General features: G+C 40.6%; 21 protein-coding genes and 1 pseudogene. 14 read left to right on the top strand and 8 right to left on the bottom strand.

All coding sequences use genetic code 11. The features are described from left to right. Positions 1 to 9: 9 nt before the first annotated feature. From ACTRWE_RS02155 to ACTRWE_RS02125, 7 genes and pseudogenes are all read left to right on the top strand, one after another. Positions 10 to 999, top strand: coding sequence for a COX15/CtaA family protein (locus ACTRWE_RS02155; protein ID WP_462879437.1), 990 nt, complete (start codon positions 10 to 12; stop codon positions 997 to 999). A 12-nt stretch (positions 1000 to 1011) separates the two neighbouring features. Further along, positions 1012 to 1941, top strand: a complete 930-nt coding sequence (cyoE, locus tag ACTRWE_RS02150; protein WP_024602182.1) for a heme o synthase — start codon at positions 1012 to 1014, stop codon at positions 1939 to 1941. Then, positions 1938 to 2555 (top strand): SCO family protein, encoded by a 618-nt coding sequence (locus ACTRWE_RS02145; protein WP_462879436.1) that lies wholly within the window; start codon positions 1938 to 1940, stop codon positions 2553 to 2555. The genes cyoE and ACTRWE_RS02145 overlap by 4 nt, the downstream gene beginning before the upstream one ends. Positions 2556 to 2718: 163 nt before the next feature. Continuing rightward, the gene (locus ACTRWE_RS02140) at positions 2719 to 3072 is read left to right on the top strand and encodes an ISAs1 family transposase (RefSeq protein ID WP_462879435.1); all 354 of its coding nucleotides are present in this window, start codon (positions 2719 to 2721) and stop codon (positions 3070 to 3072) included. Further along, entirely contained in the window at positions 2997 to 3455 is a 459-nt protein-coding gene (locus ACTRWE_RS02135; protein WP_462879434.1) for an ISAs1 family transposase, read from the top strand. Before ACTRWE_RS02140 ends, ACTRWE_RS02135 begins: the two co-directional genes overlap by 76 nt. After that, positions 3455 to 3790 carry a hypothetical protein gene (locus ACTRWE_RS02130; RefSeq protein WP_212746075.1) on the top strand — a complete coding sequence of 112 codons (336 nt, stop codon included), beginning with the start codon at positions 3455 to 3457 and terminating at the stop codon, positions 3788 to 3790. Before ACTRWE_RS02135 ends, ACTRWE_RS02130 begins: the two co-directional genes overlap by 1 nt. Positions 3791 to 4419: 629 nt before the next feature. Next, a pseudogene (locus ACTRWE_RS02125) lies at positions 4420 to 4848 on the top strand (CheB methylesterase domain-containing protein); the annotation flags it as partial. Here the strand turns inward: ACTRWE_RS02125 and ACTRWE_RS02120 are convergent. After that, positions 4845 to 5870, bottom strand: a complete 1026-nt coding sequence (locus tag ACTRWE_RS02120; protein ID WP_462879433.1) for a polysaccharide deacetylase family protein — start codon at positions 5868 to 5870, stop codon at positions 4845 to 4847. The pseudogene ACTRWE_RS02125 and the gene ACTRWE_RS02120 sit on opposite strands and share 4 nt — an antisense overlap. On the opposite strand from ACTRWE_RS02120, the gene dinF reads away from it, so the two are divergent. Next, positions 5850 to 7184 carry an MATE family efflux transporter DinF gene (gene dinF, locus ACTRWE_RS02115; RefSeq protein WP_462879432.1) on the top strand — a complete coding sequence of 445 codons (1335 nt, stop codon included), beginning with the start codon at positions 5850 to 5852 and terminating at the stop codon, positions 7182 to 7184. The genes ACTRWE_RS02120 and dinF overlap by 21 nt on opposite strands. Positions 7185 to 7188: 4 nt before the next feature. On the opposite strand, the gene ACTRWE_RS02110 is transcribed toward dinF, so the two are convergent. Continuing rightward, the gene (locus tag ACTRWE_RS02110) at positions 7189 to 7458 is read right to left on the bottom strand and encodes a hypothetical protein (protein WP_462879431.1); all 270 of its coding nucleotides are present in this window, start codon (positions 7456 to 7458) and stop codon (positions 7189 to 7191) included. A 13-nt stretch (positions 7459 to 7471) separates the two neighbouring features. Beyond that, complete coding sequence (nfuA, locus tag ACTRWE_RS02105) at positions 7472 to 8047, bottom strand: Fe-S biogenesis protein NfuA (protein WP_076922643.1); 576 nt, start codon at positions 8045 to 8047, stop codon at positions 7472 to 7474. A gap of 146 nt (positions 8048 to 8193) precedes the next feature. Here nfuA and ACTRWE_RS02100 point away from each other — a divergent pair, with 146 nt between their 5' ends. Then, on the top strand, positions 8194 to 10743 hold the full coding sequence (locus tag ACTRWE_RS02100) for a M14 metallopeptidase family protein (RefSeq protein ID WP_417669720.1): 2550 nt from the start codon (positions 8194 to 8196) through the stop codon (positions 10741 to 10743). 2 nt (positions 10744 to 10745) lie between these two features. Here the strand turns inward: ACTRWE_RS02100 and ACTRWE_RS02095 are convergent, their stop codons facing one another. After that, positions 10746 to 11423, bottom strand: coding sequence for a ComF family protein (locus tag ACTRWE_RS02095; RefSeq protein ID WP_462879430.1), 678 nt, complete (start codon positions 11421 to 11423; stop codon positions 10746 to 10748). Positions 11424 to 11497: 74 nt separating this feature from the next. Here ACTRWE_RS02095 and bioH point away from each other — a divergent pair, with 74 nt between their 5' ends. The 3 genes from bioH (at position 11498) to ACTRWE_RS02080 (ending at position 13500) form a co-directional block, all read left to right on the top strand. After that, on the top strand, positions 11498 to 12235 hold the full coding sequence (gene bioH, locus ACTRWE_RS02090) for a pimeloyl-ACP methyl ester esterase BioH (RefSeq protein ID WP_138561360.1): 738 nt from the start codon (positions 11498 to 11500) through the stop codon (positions 12233 to 12235). 92 nt (positions 12236 to 12327) lie between these two features. Beyond that, entirely contained in the window at positions 12328 to 12636 is a 309-nt protein-coding gene (locus ACTRWE_RS02085; RefSeq protein ID WP_008112879.1) for a hypothetical protein, read from the top strand. 6 nt (positions 12637 to 12642) lie between these two features. After that, complete coding sequence (locus ACTRWE_RS02080) at positions 12643 to 13500, top strand: putative metalloprotease CJM1_0395 family protein (protein WP_462879429.1); 858 nt, start codon at positions 12643 to 12645, stop codon at positions 13498 to 13500. 60 nt (positions 13501 to 13560) lie between these two features. Here the strand turns inward: ACTRWE_RS02080 and ACTRWE_RS02075 are convergent, their stop codons facing one another. The 4 genes from ACTRWE_RS02075 to greB form a co-directional block, all read right to left on the bottom strand. Beyond that, a complete protein-coding gene (locus ACTRWE_RS02075; RefSeq protein WP_462879428.1) occupies positions 13561 to 15885 on the bottom strand; it encodes a Tex family protein in 2325 nt (774 codons plus the stop codon). A gap of 168 nt (positions 15886 to 16053) precedes the next feature. Then, a complete protein-coding gene (locus ACTRWE_RS02070; protein WP_016900087.1) occupies positions 16054 to 16632 on the bottom strand; it encodes a CBS domain-containing protein in 579 nt (192 codons plus the stop codon). A 55-nt stretch (positions 16633 to 16687) separates the two neighbouring features. After that, complete coding sequence (locus ACTRWE_RS02065) at positions 16688 to 16993, bottom strand: hypothetical protein (protein WP_462879427.1); 306 nt, start codon at positions 16991 to 16993, stop codon at positions 16688 to 16690. Between the two features lie 124 nt (positions 16994 to 17117). Further along, positions 17118 to 17591 (bottom strand): transcription elongation factor GreB, encoded by a 474-nt coding sequence (gene greB / locus ACTRWE_RS02060; protein ID WP_462879459.1) that lies wholly within the window; start codon positions 17589 to 17591, stop codon positions 17118 to 17120. 183 nt (positions 17592 to 17774) lie between these two features. Here greB and ompR point away from each other — a divergent pair, with 183 nt between their 5' ends. Together ompR and envZ are read left to right on the top strand one after the other, a co-directional pair. Beyond that, positions 17775 to 18494 (top strand): osmolarity response regulator transcription factor OmpR, encoded by a 720-nt coding sequence (ompR, locus tag ACTRWE_RS02055; RefSeq protein ID WP_013466099.1) that lies wholly within the window; start codon positions 17775 to 17777, stop codon positions 18492 to 18494. Positions 18495 to 18499: 5 nt separating this feature from the next. Beyond that, positions 18500 to 19813 carry a two-component system sensor histidine kinase EnvZ gene (envZ, locus tag ACTRWE_RS02050; protein WP_054202834.1) on the top strand — a complete coding sequence of 438 codons (1314 nt, stop codon included), beginning with the start codon at positions 18500 to 18502 and terminating at the stop codon, positions 19811 to 19813. Positions 19814 to 19827: the final 14 nt, after the last annotated feature.

Here is a 19827-nt window from a genome sequence, read left to right as displayed (position 1 = left end):
GAGGATGCTATGTATAAAAACTATAAAAATTTGGTATTAGCAACGAGTTTATTCGCATTAATTGTGGTGGCTCTGGGCGCATACACGCGTTTAAGTGACGCAGGGCTTGGTTGTCCCGATTGGCCTGGTTGTTATGGCTTTTTAACCGTGCCTAAACACGAAGCAGAGATTGCACAAGCGATTCAAAGTTATCCCGATATGATATTTGAAAAAGCAAAAGCATGGAAAGAAATGATCCATCGCTACTTTGCAGGCACGCTTGGGGTATTAATTTTAGTGTTGTTTATTTTAGCTTTTCTAAAGCGTCAGTACCCAACCACGCCTGTAAGGTTGCCTATGATATTGCTGCTGCTTGTTATTTTTCAGGCCGCATTAGGTATGTGGACGGTTACTATGAGCCTACAGCCGCTTATAGTTATGGGGCATTTGCTCGGAGGATTTAGTATTTTAGCGTTATTAACGCTATTGTATTTGCGTCTGACCAGCCAACCTATTACGGGTGGTGATGCGGGCGCAAAATCTCACTTTAAATTAAGCCTCGTGGCATTAACGGTACTGATTTTACAAATCGCCCTTGGTGGTTGGTTAGCGGCTAATTATGCGGCTCCACATTGTAATGGCTTACCGCTGTGTAGTTACGCTCAGCCTTTTTCATTCAGTAGTGTCTTTCAGCTCCCCCTTGAGCACAGTAATTATGAATTTGGTGTGTTGTCGCAACAGGCGCGTATGTCTATTCATTTACTGCATCGAATATGGGCCTTAGTTACTTGCATTGTTTTAGCCTTGGTGGTGTGGCGTATATACAGTCATGCCTATTCGCAAAAAATTAAAAGCTGTACGGTGAGTGTGTTAGTGGCGTTATTCTGCCAGATAGCTTTAGGGTTAGCCGTGGTGCATTTTCATTTTCCGTTAGGCGTGGCACTGGCGCATAACTTAATGGCTGCCATACTGTTATTAACTATGGTTAGGTTATGTTATTACCTAAAAGTACGTACTTAGAGGGGAATGATTATGGCACTTACAATTAATAAAAAAGCAATGCAGCCCGTTTACAGCGCATCGTTATTGACTAAAAGTTACCACTTAATCCAAGATTATTTGGCAATAAGTAAATTTAAAGTAGTGGCTATGCTAGTGTTAACAGCATGGGTTGGCTTAGCGCTAGCCCCTGATGTTGGCAGAGGTGTTGGGGTTCAGTTCATCAGTTTATTAGGAATTGGATTACTCTCTGCGGCCGCCGCAGTCATTAATCATGTTGTTGATAGTGAAATTGATAGCAAAATGGCACGCACCCGCCATCGCCCTGTTGCTAAAGGGCGTTTAAGTAAATTACATGCACTGAGCTTTGCCACTGTGATTGGGGTTGCTGGGTTTATTATGCTGATGTTGTGGGCAAATACGCTCACAGCCATACTGACCTTATTTGCACTTGTTGGTTATGCGTTTATTTATACGTCATTTTTAAAACGTGCCACACCACAAAATATAGTTATAGGGGGATTAGCCGGTGCAATGCCTCCATTACTCGGTTGGGTGTCTGAAACAAATCAAATGGCGGCAGCCCCTTGGTTGCTGGTGATGATTATATTTACCTGGACCCCACCTCATTTTTGGGCGCTCGCCATCGCGCGTAAAAGTGATTATGAGCGGGCTAAAATCCCCATGTTACCGGTCACCCATGGTATCGATTTTTGTAAAACATGCGTGCTTGCATATTCGGTATTACTCGCCATTGTATGTGTGTTTCCTTATTTGATTGGCATGTCAGGGCTTATTTATCTAAGCGGGGCATGTCTTCTCAATATTGTATTTATATACAAAGCAATTAACTTAAAGTTTGCCGCCAAAGAAGACACTGCGATGGATTTATTTCGTTTTTCGATTATTCATTTGATGATACTATTTATCATCTTATTTATAGATAAATGGCTAGTTATATGAAGCGGTTATGGTGTGGTTTAGTTGTTTTTTCAGTACTCTTTTTATCAGCCTGTAGTGATAAAAATAATTTACAAGATCTTGATGCGTTAGTTTATGAAACCGCAAAGCCGTTATCTGATTTCTCGTTGAATGATCAACAAGGGAATTCAGTAACCAAACAGCAGTTTTTAGGTCAATGGAATTTAGTCTTTTTAGGTTACACAAGTTGCCCTGATATTTGCCCAATGACGCTAGCTAAGCTCAACAATGTCTATAAAAATTTGCAGGCTGAGTACCCACTACAAGTATGGTTTATATCTGTTGATCCTAAACGTGATATTGCCCAAAAACGTAAAGAGTACATAGATTACTTTAATCCAGATTTTTTAGCTGTGTCAGGTGAGCATAAAGACTTATTTCCATTTGTCCGCGAGCTTGGATTAATTTACGCAATTAGTGATAGTAATGAATCAGACTATGCGGTGGATCATAGTGCATCTGTTGCCCTTGTTGATGGCAGTGGCGCACTAAGAGCTATTTTTAAGCCTGAATTTAAACAAGGTGATGTGCCTTTGGTTAATACTACAAAATTAACAGCAGAATTTATTGAAATAGCCGAACACTACAAAAACTAGCTTTTAAAGGTTTTACGATTTTAAAGGGGCTTTATGCCCCTTTTCGCGTTTTTTATTAACGGTTTTTAATTGACTGGTTGTTTTTTAGTCGTTTTTGTGGCGTTTTCATTATCTCGCTCTAAGCTTTTGTTATGGATTGAGTTGATAAGGAAAAGCTTAAAAAATGCTTAAACTACCAAACGAACTTTCAATTGTTCATGTTGAAGTTTTACATCAAGATAAAAAGTCGAATGAAATAACAACGTTACCAACACTTCTAGAGTTACTTGAGATAAAAGGGTGCTTAGTCACAATTGACGCCATGGGGTGTCAAAAATCAATTGCAGAAAAAATAGTGAGCAAAGAAGCTGATTACCTTCTTGCAGTGAAGGCAAATCATAAAGGACTCTTGTCGCAAATAGAGGGGGCTTTAATACCGGAGATAATACGAAAACGTCTAAAGTGGTTTTGTTTAATGAAGCAGATTATCAAAAAAACAGAGAGGAGTTTAGGTGTTGTGCAGTGCGCCATGACGTAAGTAATTTATCAGAAACGATACACTGGGAAGGGGCAAAAACAGTGGGTGTTATTGTTTCCTACAGAAAGGAAAAAGGTAAAATAAGCAATGAGTTATCTTATAGATATTATATCAGTTCAGCACATTTAACGGCGGAAGAATTGGCAAGGTCAGCGCGGCAACATTGGCAGATAGAGAACGGATTACATTGGCGTTTAGACGTAGGGTTTAAAGAAGATGAGTGCCGAATTAGGCGCGAAGGTGCAGCGTCTGTATTTGCAGGGCTGAGGCATATCGCCTTTAATCAATTAAAGGCAGAAACCAGTTTTAGTAAAGGGATGCCAGCAATGCAGAAGAAAGCGATGCGCAGTATAGCTTATCTTGAAAAGGTATTGAATTTATAGTGTTTTTTCATGCTCTTGTGGCCCCCGAGCGTTGGGTTGGTTACTTGGAGCGCGCGTCTGATTCTTTGAAAGTTACTCAATTGTCCTCATATGGCATCCGTGTTTCACAGGGGGCTTCTGCGAAAATTACAGTGAATGGCATAAAAGACATTAGAGATGATTTCAGCACTATCATTTCAGATAAGCGGTATTTGGTTGATAGCGTGAAATTTAAGGCTGAGTTTGGCAGTTTGGAGTTATTATGTGAGTTGACTAGGCTGGGTGTTTGTCGCTTAAAGTCTGCTAATGTCAACTTTGTGCTCGACAAGCTCAGAGAGGCTTTAGAAGGGGTATAAATTAGTCAGAAATCGCAGTGGCACAACAAAATAACAAGAGGGCAAGTTAAGCCCCTCTCCCTCATCCGAATAGAAAGTTCATGATTTCCAATTCACGAAAATTGCGGAATTTTTCAATTCTAACTTTTGAAATATGCACTTCGGGTATCCTAAGCATCTGGGTTGCTAGATCGCCAAAGGTTTATCTGATAAAAGTAAATAGACACCATATCCCTAGACTTAGGACAATCCAGTAATTAATCAACTGAGCATATACTGATTCATTATAAAAATTGGGGTAAGTAAGGTCTTTTGAAGGTGTAATAAGCATTAGCTCTAAATGATTTTTGGGCAGATATGAGTTAAACCGGAAAGGCAGCTTATGGCACTTTTGCGAAGTTCGGTTTGAGCGAAAACCAAGTATTAGGATAGGCTGGAATTCAGCCCTATAATCGTAAATACTGAAATTCTACCTATTCTTTATGTACGTACTGACGATAGCGATTTGCCAACGGCAGCCTTAAACACACATAATCCTTAACTTCTATGTCATCGTATGGTTGTATTTTATGTCGGGGAATGGTTGCAGGTTATTTTTAAGTGATTGATATGTATATTCGGTGTTTGTCACGCTTTGATTTCAGCGACAGCGCACCTGTACCATTAACGTAAAGGAGGGACAACAAGGCGATAAGCTGGTAGCAGGATGCGCTTATATAGCTCCCGGCGGGCTACATTTACGCATTAGCAAACAAGGTAGTGCATTATATTGTCAGCTTGATGATGGTGAACCTGTAAATAGGCATAAGCCCGCAGTAGATGTACTGTTTAACTCATTACTTGAAATGGGTGCTAAGTATATTGTTGCCACACTATTAACCGGTATGGGAAGTGATGGTGCAAAAGGATTGCTCGCATTAAAGCAACAAGGTGCATAAACACTTGCGCAAGATGAGTATTCGTCTGTGGTATGGGGTATGCCCAAAGCTGCTATTGATATGGGGGCAGCAAATGAAGTCGTACCGCTGGAGAAAATGACCCAGCGGTTATTAAATCAAGTAATAAAAAGTAAAACTTAGTTGATCACCCAAGGCTGTGAAAACCAATAATAACTGCCTGCTTTTTTTATTGATGGGGCGGTGCAGTTAAAGCGAGAGCGGCCTTTATTAAGCTGTTTTGGCGAGGTCACCCCAACTGTATTATCGTCTAACCAATTTAAATTAGCTTGACCAACGCTTGACACATAACAGGCAAATTGACTCTTATGAAAGTCATTTGTCTCAAGTTTTATTGTGAGTGACGGTGGATTTTGTGAAGTGACACTATCTTTATAGGTTAGCTTATTAATGGTAAAGGCAGTTGAATTTATCTTGGTAATTAACGTCTCTAGCTTGCTATAAAAACCTGAAGCAGGGAAGCGCGGTAAGCGACTAAAGTTAGAGTGTTGATTAACTGCACCGGAGTGCTGACCAATGCCAATAAAGCCTAGTTCAGTAACGAGAGCTTGTAGCTGATTGTTAAACTCTCCGTATGGATAGGCAAGGTATTTATAATCGTGGCCTATTTCTTCTTTAATACGCTGCTGTGAACTAAGAATGTCGTTTTTAGTGCGTTCACGCCATTGGCTTTGTGTTTCATTTTCGCGCTTTTTATGCAGATAGTTATGCTCGGCACTATGGTTGGCAATAAGGGCGCCTTTTTTTGCAAGCTCTCTGAGCTTATCCCATCCCATCACATAACCCGCTTGTTCATCAATGAGTTTTGGGTTTACAAAAATAGTGTACGGATAGCCAAATTTCTCAAGAATAGGCGCAGCTTGTTCGTAGTTATTGCTGTATCCATCATCAAAAGTAATCGCGAGCGTTTTATCGTCTAAAGCCTTACCTTGTTTTAATGCGCTAATCAGCTCGTTTAGTGGAATAACGTTAAAGTTATGCTCTTTTAAATAATTTAAGTGTTTAGTAAAAGTGTTGGCGCTTACACTGGTCACCGCGGGAAGGGTTTCACTGACGTGATGATACTGTAGAATAACAGCTGCTTGCGCACGTAAAGAACCGCAAATCAGGAACAATAATACTAAATGAAACAATTTCTTATACATAATAAAGCACACCATAAAAGCTTGTTGTTGTTAGCCGGTCCAATGATATTATCAAATATTACTGTGCCGTTGTTAGGAATTGTTGATACGGCAGTGATTGGTCACCTGGGGAGTGCGCATTATTTAGCGGGAATTGCCTTAGGTTCTACCGTGATCTCCATTTTATTTTGGCTTGCTGGTTTTTTAAGAATGAGCACCACTGGGCTGGTGGCACAGGCTTACGGTAAAAATGATTTAACTCAGCTGGCAGCTTTACTCAAACGCAGTTTGTTATTGGCCAGCAGCGTAGCTCTAATTCTGATTTTATTATCCCCCCTTATAAAACACGCCATTGCGTATTTATCTGCTGCCAATAGTGATGTGCTCAATGAGGCCTATCGGTATTTTAGTATTCGTATTTTTAGCGCCCCAGCAGCGCTATGTAACTTAGTATTATTAGGCTGGATGCTCGGCGTTCATTATGGGCGAGGGCCATTTTATTTATTGTTAGTCACTAATATTACCAATATTGTACTCGACATTTATTTTGTAGTTTATCTTGATTGGGCGGTTGCAGGGGCGGCTTGGGCATCATTAATAGCGGATTACACGGCTTTAATTTTTGCTTTGCTGTTAGTGGCTCAGCTAGCTAAAAAACAGGGCATAAGTTTAGCGGTTGCAAATTGGTTTAGCATAGAAAAAATGGCAGGATTATTAAGTTTAAATCGCGATATTTTTATTCGCTCTTTAGTGTTGCAGTTATGCTTTAGCTTTATGACCTTTTATGCTGCACGTATAGGTGAAACTACATTAGCAGCCAATGCGGTACTACTCAATTTTTTAATGTTGGTCAGCTTTGCGCTTGATGGAATTGCCTATGCAAGCGAGGCAAAAGTAGGCCAAGCGAAAGGTCAACAAAGTGTTGAAAAGATAAGGCTATGGGTAAAAATAAGCGTATTTTGGGGCATGTTGTTTGGCATTTTGTATAGTGTATTTTTTATATTATTTGGCAGCTCCATTATAAAGCTGTTGACTAATGTACCTGAGGTTATTGAAGAAGCTACTCATTACTTACCGTGGGTAATTGTGCTGCCAATTTTAGCGATGAGTTGTTTTTTGTTTGATGGTATATTCGTTGGTTTAACACGTGCTAAAGCAATGCGAAATAGTATGCTGTTATCGGCGACAATAGGTTTTTTTGGGGTGTTTTGGCTATTTAAGGAATGGCAAAATAATGGCTTATGGTTGGCAATGAGTTGCTTTATGTTAATGCGGGGTGTAACACTTATAATTAAATATCAGCAGCTAAAAACTAATAATCAATTACTTGATTAAACCGTTATTTCCACAGATCGGGGTCGTTATTTTTGGCAGGGATGTTTTTCAATACTCGCGAAAAACGATTGGCAAAAATACCCGCGTAGCCCCAGAATGCAAAAAACAATGCCGGCGCTAAAATTACTATGCCAATGACTTGTAAACTATAATGACTGTAATAACCCAAAGTGATAAATATCACGGCCAGCACAAACAGTGCTAGGCCGCGAAAAAAGCGCTTTAGACTCAACTTAGGGTCGCTCCCTAAGCGGTAAATGAGTGGCTTTAGCATATTGGGTTAATACTTAGTAATAAGAGTGCTCGCCAGCTTCGTGATCGGTTATGTCAGCCACACCGGTGATCTCATCAAACTTAGCAATCATTTCTTTTTCAATGCCTTCTTTTAGTGTGACATCAATCATAGAGCAACCATTACAACCACCACCAAATTGAAGCACAGCAACACCAGCAGCGGTGATCTCTACTAAGCTTACTTGACCGCCATGATTTGCAAGTTGTGGGTTAACTTCTGTTTCTAACATGTGTTGAACGCGTTCACTTAAACTAGCGTCTTCACCTAACTTACGTGCTTTAGCATTAGGCGCTTTTAGAGTTAGCTGCGTGCCCATTTTGTCAGTAACAAAATCAATTTCAGCTTCGGCTAAAAAAGGCGCGCTTTCGGCATCAACAACAGCGTCAAAACCGTTAAAGTTTAGGCGAATATCGCTCTCTTCTACCGCGTCTTCTGGACAATAAGAAACACCACATTCAGCTTGTGATGTACCAGGATTAACAACAAACACACGAATATTCGTTTGTTGAGATTGATCTGCTAATAGCTTAGCAAAATGCGCTTGCGCTGTTTCGGAAATTGAAATCATAAAACCGTCTATACTTGACTAAATTACTCGGATACTGCATATCATACTCCGCTCATCGTGTTGCGGCTAGTGTTGAGCGTAAAAAGTTGGCATCTATTTTAAGCAATGGTAGCGTGCAATTAACAAACATTTTTAGAGTTATTTATATGCGGTTTATATTTACAGTAATGGTGATACTAGCCAGTTTTTCAAGTGCGGCAAAGCCCCTGTCGTATTATTTTGAGCAACAGGTTGAATTTGATCCCAGCATTCCAACACCTGAAAAAGTACTTGGTTATCAAGTGGGTGAATGGCATGTAAGGCATGATCAGCTTGTACGCTATATGGAAATTTTAGCTCAAAAAAGCGATCGAGTTAATTTTGAAGTAATAGGTCGTACCCACGAGCAGCGCCCACTAGTTATGCTCACTATTACCGCAGCTAACAAACTAAAAAATATAGAACAAACTCGCCAAGCACACTTAGCTCGTCTAAATAACTCAAACAATAAATTAGCAGAGCAGCCAAGCGTTGTGTGGATGGGTTATAGCGTTCATGGTAACGAATCGTCAGGGAGTAATGCTGCCTTGCTAGTGGCTTATTATTTAGCAGCCGCGCAAGGTGATGAAATAAATGAGCTACTTAACAACACGGTGATTTTACTCGACCCGTCGCTTAACCCAGACGGCTTAGCACGTTTTGCTAATTGGGCTAATAGTAATCGTGGAATGAGCTTATCGTCAGATCCGCAAACGCGTGAGCATGTAGAGGGCTGGCCAAGTAGCCGTACCAATCATTACTGGTTTGATTTAAATCGTGATTGGCTTTTACTGCAGCACACTGAGTCGCGAGCGCGTATAGCCAAGTTTCATTATTGGAAACCTAATATTTTAACTGACTTTCATGAAATGGGACCAAACAGTAGCTACTTTTTTCAACCAGGGATCCCAATTCGTAAACACCCCATTACCCCTGAAGAAAATGTGAGCCTAACCAAAGCAATTGCAAATTATCATGCAAAAACTTTAGATGAAAACAACGCACTGTATTTTACAGAAGAAAGCTTTGATGACTTTTATTATGGCAAAGGTTCAACTTACCCTGATGTAAATGGTGGTGTCGGTATTTTATTTGAACAAGCAAGTTCTCGTGGCCATATTCAAGAAACGATCAATGGCCCGCTAACTTTTGCGTTTACGATTAAAAACCAACTTTTAACGAGTCTATCAACGTTTAAAGCAGCGATTGATAACCGCCAAGCTTTACTTGAGTATCAGGCTAACTTTTATAACAAAGCGGTTGAGCTTGCCAAAGATGAAGACTATCAAGGTTATATTGTTCAAGGTGGGGAAGACAAAACACGTACTAACGATTTTTTAAGCATACTTAAACAGCACCAAATTAATGCTTATCCAGTTAAAGAGGAACTAAAAGCTGAAGGTAAAAACTTTACCGCTAATAGCTATTTTGTGCCGCTTGCGCAACCACAATACCGATTAGTTAAAGCTATTTTTAGTGAACAGCAAAACTTTGCCGATAACACTTTTTACGATGTATCAGGTTGGACATTAGCGCATGCGTTTAATTTACCATTTGCTAAAGTAAACAGCCGCTGGGGATTAGAGGTTGATACTACGGCTTGGCAAAAAGCAAAACAGCCTGTTTTAACTCCGCTAACTAAAAACTATGCCTACGGATTTGCTTGGGACGACATGCTTGCCCCAAAAATGCTCAATAGTCTGTTACAGCAAGGTATTAAAGCACGTGTTGCATTAAAACCATTAACCGCAACATCAACGAGTAATGAGATAAATTTTGATGCTGGCAGTATTATTATCCCTGCAGGACTGCAAACAGAGACTGATTGGGTGGCAAAGCTAAATCAAGCACAAAGCCAATTTGATATTGAAATTAAGCCAATTACTACCGGTTTAACCAGTAAAGGTGCCGACTTAGGCTCGCGCTCTATGGCGGTTGTTTCTGCGCCTAAGGTGTTATTAGTTGGCGGTAAAGGGGTTAGCCAATATGAAGCAGGTGAAGTGTGGTATTACCTAGATCGCTTTGTAGGCGTAGCGCCTACCATTGTTGAAATGAACCGTTTAGCGTCTTTAGAGCTCAGTAATTACAGCCATATTGTTTTGGCGCATGGCGATTATTCGACGTTATCTGATACCGACAAAGTGGCAATTAAAAGCTGGGTGAGAAAAGGCGGCGTTATTTGGGGTCATAAAGGCGGGGCAAAGTTCTTAGCTGATCAGCAGTTATTAAAAGCAAACTACTTATCACGTAGAGATGTGGCTAGTGCATTTGATACTCAAGGTTTAAAATATGCAGACAAAGACCATCTAGCGGGTCGCCAGCGTATTGCAGGCGCTATATTTAATACTGATGTAGATACAACGCACCCACTGACGTTTTCATTTAAGCGTGACACACTGCCAGTATTTAAAAACAGTACCTGGTTACTTGAAGCCTCTCAAGCGCCGTTTGTAAATATACTCACCTATACACAACAGCCGTTACTTGCTGGTTTTACTGATGCAGTTAATGTAGAGCAAGTGGCCGGCGGTTCTGCGCTAGTGGCTCACTCTTATGGTCGAGGTAGTGTGATTGCGATGACAGACAACCCTGTATTTAGAGGTTACTGGTATGGCACCAGCCGATTATTAAGTAACGCTTTATTTTTCGGTCATACCTTTCGTGTCAGTGGTAACTAAATCTAAAGTGGCGTTAAACAGGTCGTAAAAGCCCAGACTTGTTTAGCGCCCGCTTCTTTTAGCGACAAGGTGGCTGCATTGAGTGTTGCACCTGTGGTCATAATATCATCAATAATGACCACCGTTTTACCCTCTAAATTGGTAGTACATGAAAAAGCCTGCTGTAAATTTTTTATCCGCTTTGTTTTGCTCAGTTGTGACTGTGCCGAGGTGTTTTTATTGCGTATTAAAACATTATTCAAGACCTTAAAGGATGACAAACAAGGCTGCCATACTTGGGTAACCTGATTAAATCCTCGACTAAAAAAACGCGACTTGTGCAAAGGTAAAATAATAAATACAGCAGCAGCTAAATGCTGTTTATTAGTAAAAATAGTAAGTTGTTTTTTGATGACTTGCTGTAGTGCTTTTTTATAATGGATTTGATTATTAAATTTAAGCTGCTTTAACCATGAATCAAAAGGGGGCTGGTAAAAAGCACAGGCAAACAGCTTTTCAAAGTTGCAGTTAGGAAACATTTCTACAATATCAGGGCGGTAAAATAAATTGTCATGCTCGGCCAAATCTAGCAATGGCAAGTCATCTAAACAAAATTGACACAGTCCCAGTGAGCTGTGTATCTGATTCTGACACAACACGCAATACGAGGGAAACAGCCAATCAGTTAGGCTAAGTTTCATTCGCTGATTCTCCTCATTACAAACTCCCCCTAAAACGCTATCATAGATTTAAGTTTGGTTAAGGTTAGGCAAATATGCAAAATGAATGTGTGTTGTTACATGGTTGGGGAATGAGCCGAGGTGTGTGGCAGTTAATAAAACCAGAATTAGAGTTTTTATATTCAGGTAAAGTGCGTTGTTTGGATTTACCCGGTTATGGTGATCATAACGCCTCTTTAAGTCCATATACATTACACGATGCTGCAAAGCAGGTGAGTGAGCAGTTAACACCGCAATCGGTACTAATGGGGTGGTCTTTAGGTGGGTTGTTTGCTATTTATATTGCCAAACATTGGCCAGAAAAAGTATCAAAAGTCATTTTAGTTGCCTCAACGCCCTTTTTTGCAGAGCAATTGCCATGGGCTGGCATTAAGCCTAAAGTATTAAAACAGTTCAAAGAGCAGTTGTTGCAAGAGCGTTCAAAAACGATAGAGCGCTTTTTGGCAATTCAGGCAATGGGCAGTGAGTCGGCTCGCGATGATGTAAAACAGTTAAAGCAGTTATTGAGTCAGTCACCGCCTCCGAATAACGAGGCTTTAAGTGCAGGGCTAGACATACTGCAAAATGAAGATTTACGCGAATTATTTGCTCAATGTCCAGTGACTATTCGCGGCATTTTTGGACGCTTAGACTCTCTCGTTCCTTATCGGGCCATTGAGAAAATGGTGGTACTTAATGCTGACTTTGAGTACGAAGTGATAGACAAAGCATCGCATGCGCCTTTTATTTCTCATAAAAGTGAATTTTTATCTGCCGTTAAATCAATGCTTTGAAGCAAAGCCATGAATACAGCGGTTTAAAGCTTTATTTTGCGTGATTTTTGAGCGATAATTAGACAATATTTATTTGGTGGAGGTTTATTATTATGCCGATTGGATCTGTATTTAATAGCGGTGTTGAAGGGTTTAATAGAGCCAGCCAAGGTATTGAAAAGGCCAGCGCTGAGATTAACCGTGCCAGCATAGAGCAGCAAGATGATTCTCAATTAGCGCAGCAACGTCAATTAACGGCTGCTCGCCCTGAAGAAGCCGTAACCGCGCCGGTATCTCAACCTGCACGAATTGATGATGCATTAGTAAACTTAAAAGTTGAAGAGTTTAATGCCAAGGCTAACACGCAATCAATTCAAACTGCAGATGATGTACTAGGCACTTTAGTTGATATTAAAGTGTAATTCCTCATGAATATCGTCACGCCGTTTCCGTCTATCAATATAAACACTGCAAATGTTTATACGGAGACTGCTCGGCGTGACAACCAGCTACGTGAAGTCATTCCCCCAGCCGCTGCAAACACCGCCGGTAGTACTGAAAACAAAGCTCAAAGTGATGCAGAAAAAGCCAAACTACCTGGTAACAGCGATAGTTCAACTTATACTGCAAGCGGCAAAATTGCAGACAACAAAACTATTGAACAACGCGAAGGCAATGCTGATAGTGATCAAGATGATGCCGAGCAAGAAAAACAGCAAGCTGCCGAAGAAGTTAGTGAGCAAGAAGAGCTTCAACTTGAGCAAGAACAGCAACAAATTAAAGAGCTCAAAGCTCGCGATACCGAAGTGCGAACCCACGAGCAAGCGCATGCCGCTGTTGGTGGACAATATGCCGGTTCACCCAGTTACGAATACCAAAGAGGCCCCGATGGCACTAATTATGCCGTAGGTGGTGAAGTACCGATTGATGTTGGGGTTATCAATGGCGATCCGCAAGCAACCATCGATAAAATGCAAACGGTACTTGCTGCTGCACTAGCGCCAGCAGAACCCTCAGGTGCCGACAGAGCGATTGCGGCAGACGCCACACAGAAAATGGCTGCCGCACAAGCTGAGTTAGCTTCAGCTGATGACGAAGACAGCAGCGAAGATAAAAGCAGAGTCAGTGCCTCGTTTTCTAATAGTGAAAGTTCAGAAGTAAAAACCGCTAAAAGCGAAGAACAATCGCGTGATATTGAAGTTGAAGCGCGTGCAGGACGCATTGCTAGCTTTTATCAACTGGCCACATCCCCCGCGATTCAGAGCGAATTTTCAGCGCAAATTTAGCTGATTAAAAATAAAAAAACCGCCTAGGCGGTTTTTTTATTTTTAAATATATCGTTTAAATTACTTTTTCACTTTTGCGTTAGCAAAGGCGTCAGCAAAGGCATTCCCCATCATCGCATTGCCTGTATCGCGTTTAGGTTTAGGCGCTCGTGCTTGGTTGGTATTATTGCTGCGAGGCTTTTGCGGTGCCGCAGCAGCTGCTTTATTGCTGGTGTCTATGTCGTCATCTAGGCGCATAGTAAAACTAATGCGTTTACGGGCAGCATCGACTTCAACCACTTTTACTTTAACAATGTCACCTGCTTTAACCACTTCTCGTGGGTCTGAAATAAACTTATTAGTAATAGCTGAAATATGTACGAGTCCATCTTGATGAACACCCACATCAACAAATGCACCAAAATTAGCAACGTTAGAAACCACACCTTCTAAAATCATACCAGGCTTAAGGTCACTAATTTTTTCAACACCGGCTTTAAACTCCGCGGTTTTGAATTCAGGACGTGGATCGCGACCTGGTTTATCAAGCTCGCTAATAATGTCAGTCACGGTTGGTAAGCCAAATTTATCGTCAATATAGTCGTTTGCAGCGAGTTTACTTAAAAATTCACTGTTACCAATTAAGTTATTTACGTCTACCTGATTATGTTCACAAATACGCTTAACGATAGGGTATGCTTCAGGGTGAACTGATGAGTTATCTAGCGGATCGCTGCCATTATTAATGCGTAAAAACCCAGCCGCTTGTTCGAATGCTTTTGGCCCTAAGCGTTCTACTTTTTTCAACTGACTACGTTTTGTAAATGACCCATTCGTGTCACGGTAGTTTACAATGTTTTGAGCCAACGTTTTGTTTAAGCCAGAAACACGTGCAAGCAAAGGCACTGAGGCCATATTTAAATCAACCCCCACACTGTTTACACAGTCTTCTACTACAGAAATTAGGCTTTGCCCAAGTTGGCTTTGTGATACATCGTGTTGATATTGGCCTACACCGATAGACTTAGGCTCTATTTTAACTAGTTCAGCTAATGGATCTTGTAGGCGACGTGCAATAGATACTGCACCGCGTAAAGATACATCTAAATCTGGGAACTCATTAGCGGCAAATTCAGACGCAGAATACACCGAAGCGCCGGCTTCACTGACCATAATTTTATTCAGTTTAAGCTCGGCATTGGCTTTGATAAGTTCGCCAACCAGTTTATCTGATTCGCGAGAAGCAGTGCCGTTACCAATCGCAATAAGCTCAACTTTATGTTGGCGACATAATTGCTCGAGCGTACGCAGTGATTTATCCCAATGATTTTGCGGTGCATGTGGGAAGATTGTTTGGGTAGTGAGCAGTTTTCCTGTGCTATCGACTACCGCAATTTTACAACCAGTACGCAAGCCAGGATCTAAACCAAGTGTCGTGCGAGGGCCTGCAGGCGCTGCCATTAATAAATCTTTTAAATTTTTAGCAAATACGTCAATGGCACCGGTTTCGGCTTTTTCTCGCATTGCGGCTAAAAACTCGTTTTCTAAGTGTAGCCCAAGCTTAATTTTCCATGCCCACTGCACCACAGTTAATAACCATGCACTAGCAGGTTTGTTTTTAATATCTAGGCGGTAATGATCACTGATCATTTGGGCACATAACTGGGCTGGATTTTCAGCACTTGGCTCAGGATTAATCGTTAACTGTAAAATGCCTTCATTACGTGCTCTTAGCATGGCTAATGCACGGTGCGAGGGGACTTTTTTTAACGGTTCTTGATGCTCAAAGTAGTCTCTGTATTTAGCACCTGCTTGTTCTTGCCCATCAATTAACTTACTCTCAATCGCCCCATTTTGACTAATATGGCTTCTAAACTTAGCGAGTAATTTAGCGTCTTCAGCAAAACGCTCCATTAGAATAAATTTGGCACCATCAAGGGCTGATTTTGTATCAATAATGGCTTTATCGGCATTAATATAGTGAGCAGCTTCAGCTTCTGGGTCGAGCATTGAGTCGTTAAATAACGCATTAGCAAGAGGTTCTAAACCGGCCTCAATAGCGATTTGACCTTTAGTGCGACGCTTTGCCTTATAAGGCAAGTATAAATCTTCAAGCTCGGTTTTACTTTGCGCTGCTTTTATATCAGCTGCTAATTCCCCGGTAAGCTTATTTTGAGATTCTATCGTCGATAGAATAAAGCCACGACGCTCTTCAAGTTCACGTAAATAAGATAAACGTTGTTCTAGAAGGCGTAGTTGGGTGTCATCTAATCCACCGGTCACTTCTTTTCTGTAACGGGCAATAAAGGGGACGGTTGCGCCTTCATCAAGTAACTTTGTTGCTGCAACCACTTGTTGCTGCTGTGCATTTAGCTCAGTTGCTAAACGTGCAGAGATATCGCTCATGCAAAAACCTTTTAATACAAAAAATAAGACCAGCTAAGAAGTTAACTGATGCGTCAATGTCTTGAATAATATCACAGGGGAAGGTAATAAAAAGCTCTTAAAGCAAGCTATTTTACTTGCTTTAAGATGCCATTACTGAGGTTGGAACTATACTAATAAAAAGCTGATTTAGTGAGGGTGCTCTATACTTTCGAGTACTTCACTAAATGTGTGCGCTATTGGACTAATATGAACAGGAATTTGCAGCTTACGTGCTATATCGCGTGCTGAAATTAAACCACTTATTTCATTATTAGCCGCAGTGACTAATAAAAACATAGCGCCATGATGTTCCATAGTTTGCAGTGCATCACCAATGCATGAGTAGCTTAAGCTTTTCATACTTACACCCATTAAATTACTTAGCGGTGTCATTAAATAGCGCAAGCTAATTTCACTACGAGGCAAGCCTAAACGCTGTGCTAAAATCATGATTTTTGAGCTTTGTAAATCAGCACTCGCCACTATACCTATTAGCTTTTGCTGCTCATCAGTTACCAAAATAAAATCAGAGCGTTTAGTCGTTAACTGTTTTGACGCTTGTTCAATTGTTGTATCAAACGATGCACGCATCGGGCTTGTATCAGTAAAACTAGTCACCACTTGTGTAGCAGGTGAAGTTAAATCAATGACAGCTTCATTAGTAAATGTATTCGCAATAGTGCCATGAGAAATATCTTGGGTACGGAGTTCTTTAAAGTTAGACATAATATCCACCTAATTAGTTATAAAATTTAATAATGTTTAAAAGCAAGTTATTAAACTAAATAACGGGTGGCGCTCGCGGGTGTGCATGGTTGTAGGGTGTGACTAAAAGGCTACTTTCATAATGAAAGTAAAACGCTAAAGGAAGTGGTTGAATTTCTCTAAGCGCAATAACACCGACATGAGAGTCTATATCGGTGTCGAGATTTGCTTGGTCAGGAGAGTCGCAAACAATAAATTCAGCTGGAGCAAAACCAGCATCAAGTTTGTTATTTTTAGGTGCGCCATGTAATGTCAAACTCACACTCATAAAGAGTGCAAACACGAGGGCATTTTGTAATATGCGCGCTGTTATGTTTGACATAATGGTGACCTTAATTAACTACTCTCAAGTTAATACAACATTACTTGAGTAACTTTAGTTATAGCTTACTCAGATAATATAAACAATAAAAAGTTAATATGATCTGAATCAAAACTAAGCCGTTTTATTTTTGGTAGGAAATATTATTTACATACCATTGCTTAGCACCTTGAGGGGTCATGACCTCAAAATCATCGTCTACTTGTTTTTTTAATAGCGCTCGAGCCATTGGTGAATCGATAGAAATATAGTCGTTGCGATCATAAATTTCATCGGGGCCGACAATTCTAAAATTTTTACACTCACCGGCCTCGTTTTCTATTTCTACCCACGCTCCAAAAAAAACTTTGCCGTCTTGTACGGGTGAGTAGTCAACAATTTTTAAATCGGGGATGCGCTTACGTAGATAGCGCACTCGGCGGTCTATTTGGCGTAATAGACGCTTGTTATACTGATAGTCTGCATTTTCAGAGCGATCACCAAGGCTTGCAGCCCAACTCACAATTTTAGTGATTTCTGGGCGTTTTACATTCCAAAGATGCTCATGTTCTTGCTGAAGTTGTAAATAACCTTCGCGAGTAATTAAGTTTGTTTTCACGCCGTGTTCTTGTTTAATTTTCATGTGTGGCACGGTATTAAAATAAAGGCAGCTTGTCGAGATAAAATAGCCACCAATGGGTTTGAAATGTTCAGTAACAATCTAAGCACTTAATTAGTTTTTTATTATTAAGTTTTTCATTTATATTAACTATTAATAAATTATAAAAATAAGCAACAGATTATGGGACAAGAGACAGTAAAAGTATTAGTGGTTGATGACGATAAACGTTTGCGCAGTTTGCTTGAGCGCTATTTAGTAGAGCAAGGATTTATTGTTAGAACAGCCGCCGATTCACAGCAAATGGATAGGCTTATTGAACGTGAAAACTTTCACTTAATGGTGCTTGATTTAATGCTGCCCGGAGAAGACGGGCTCTCTATTTGCAGACGGTTACGTCAAAAAGAAAACCAAATCCCAATTGTGATGTTGACCGCTAAAGGTGATGAAGTAGACCGCATTATTGGTTTGGAGCTCGGTGCTGACGATTATATTCCTAAACCGTTTAATCCACGTGAGTTACTTGCCCGCATAAAAGCAATTTTACGTCGCCAATCAAAAGAAGTGCCAGGGGCGCCCTCAGCAGAAGAGAATTTAATCAAGTTTGGTAAATTTACCTTAAATTTAGCCACACGAGAAATGAGCGAAGGGGATAATACCGTATCACTCACAAGTGGTGAATTTGCCGTATTAAAAGCGTTGGTATCTCATCCTCGAGAGCCGTTAAGTCGTGATAAATTAATGAACTTGGCAAGAGGTCGTGATTACAGTGCGCTAGAGCGTAGTATTGATGTGCAAGTGTCACGCCTTCGCCGTATGATTGAAGTGGATGCGGCTAACCCACGCTATATTCAAACTGTATGGGGTTTAGGTTATGTATTTGTTCCTGACGGTGAAAAGTAATCATTATGGGAATGTTTCCACGTAGTGCGTTTGGACAAACCGTATTTTTGGTTGCCGCTTTGCTGCTTATTAACCAAATAGTTTCCTACGTCACGGTAAGTTTATATGTAGTTAAACCCACCATTGAACAAGTTAATTTAATGCTGGCTAAGCAAATTAAAACCGTGTTTATTGATTGGGAAGATGGCGTTGAAGTCACCGATGAAGTCTCTGAGAAGTTTTTTGAAATAACCGGCATTGAAGTAATGACTCAGCGTGAAGCTATGCGTAATGGTTTAGGCCAAAGTCGTGAGTATTCTGGGCTATCGCGTAGTATGTCTGAGCAATTAAATGGCTTTTCTCGGGTGCGCATTAGTCAAACTGATCCGCTTATTTATTGGGTAGAAGCCCCGCAGGCGCCGGGCTATTGGGTTAAAGTTCCCTTAACCGGATTTAAAGAAAGTAATCTTGAATTTTTAACTTTTTACTTATCCAGTATAGGCTTTTTAAGTGTATTAGGCGGGTGGCTATTTGCAAGACATTTGAACCGACCACTAAAAGCATTACAACAAGCTGCGATAAAAGTAGGGGTAGGCGACTTTAGTACCAAGTTACAAGAGCAAGGGTCGAGTGAGGTTATTGAGGTAACGCGCGCCTTTAATCAAATGTCGCGAGGTATTGCTGCCCTTGAAAACGACCGTCGATTACTTATGGCCGGTGTTTCTCATGATTTACGCACACCGCTTACGCGTATTCGTTTAGCCACAGAAATGATGGTTGATGAAGATGATTATTTACGTGAAGGCATTATTTACGATATTGAAGATATGAATGGCATTATCGATCAATTTATCGAATATTTACGCCATCATAAACGTGAAGAACAAACCTGCGAAGATATTAATGCGCTCCTTGGTGAAGTCGTACAAAGTGAGCTTAAGCATCAACGTGCGATCACGTTTAAACCGAATCCTAATATTGGAAAAATTCCCATAAGTAGTGTCGCGATTAAGCGAGTAGTGACCAATATGATAGAAAATGCACTACGCTACTCAGAGGGTGATATTGAAGTACTTAGTTATTTTAATTCCAATAAAAAATATGTGGTTATTGCGGTCAACGATAGTGGTCCGGGTATTCCTGAAAGCGAGTTGGAGTCTGTGTTTGAGCCGTTTAAACAAGGTGATGCAGCTCGCGGTAGTGAAGGTAGCGGCCTAGGCCTTGCAATTATTAAGCGTATTATCGATATGCATGGCGGCAAGGTGGTGCTCTCTAATCGCCCTGAAGGTGGTTTAAGTGCGCAAATATACCTACCAATAAAGGTTACTAATCCAAGCTAATAACGCTATCTGCA

The sequence above is a fragment of the Pseudoalteromonas sp. G5_S1_54_S4 genome, from assembly GCF_054968565.1.
The sequence above is the reverse complement of the archived record's forward strand: the minus strand, read 5'-3'. Positions and strand labels throughout refer to the sequence as shown.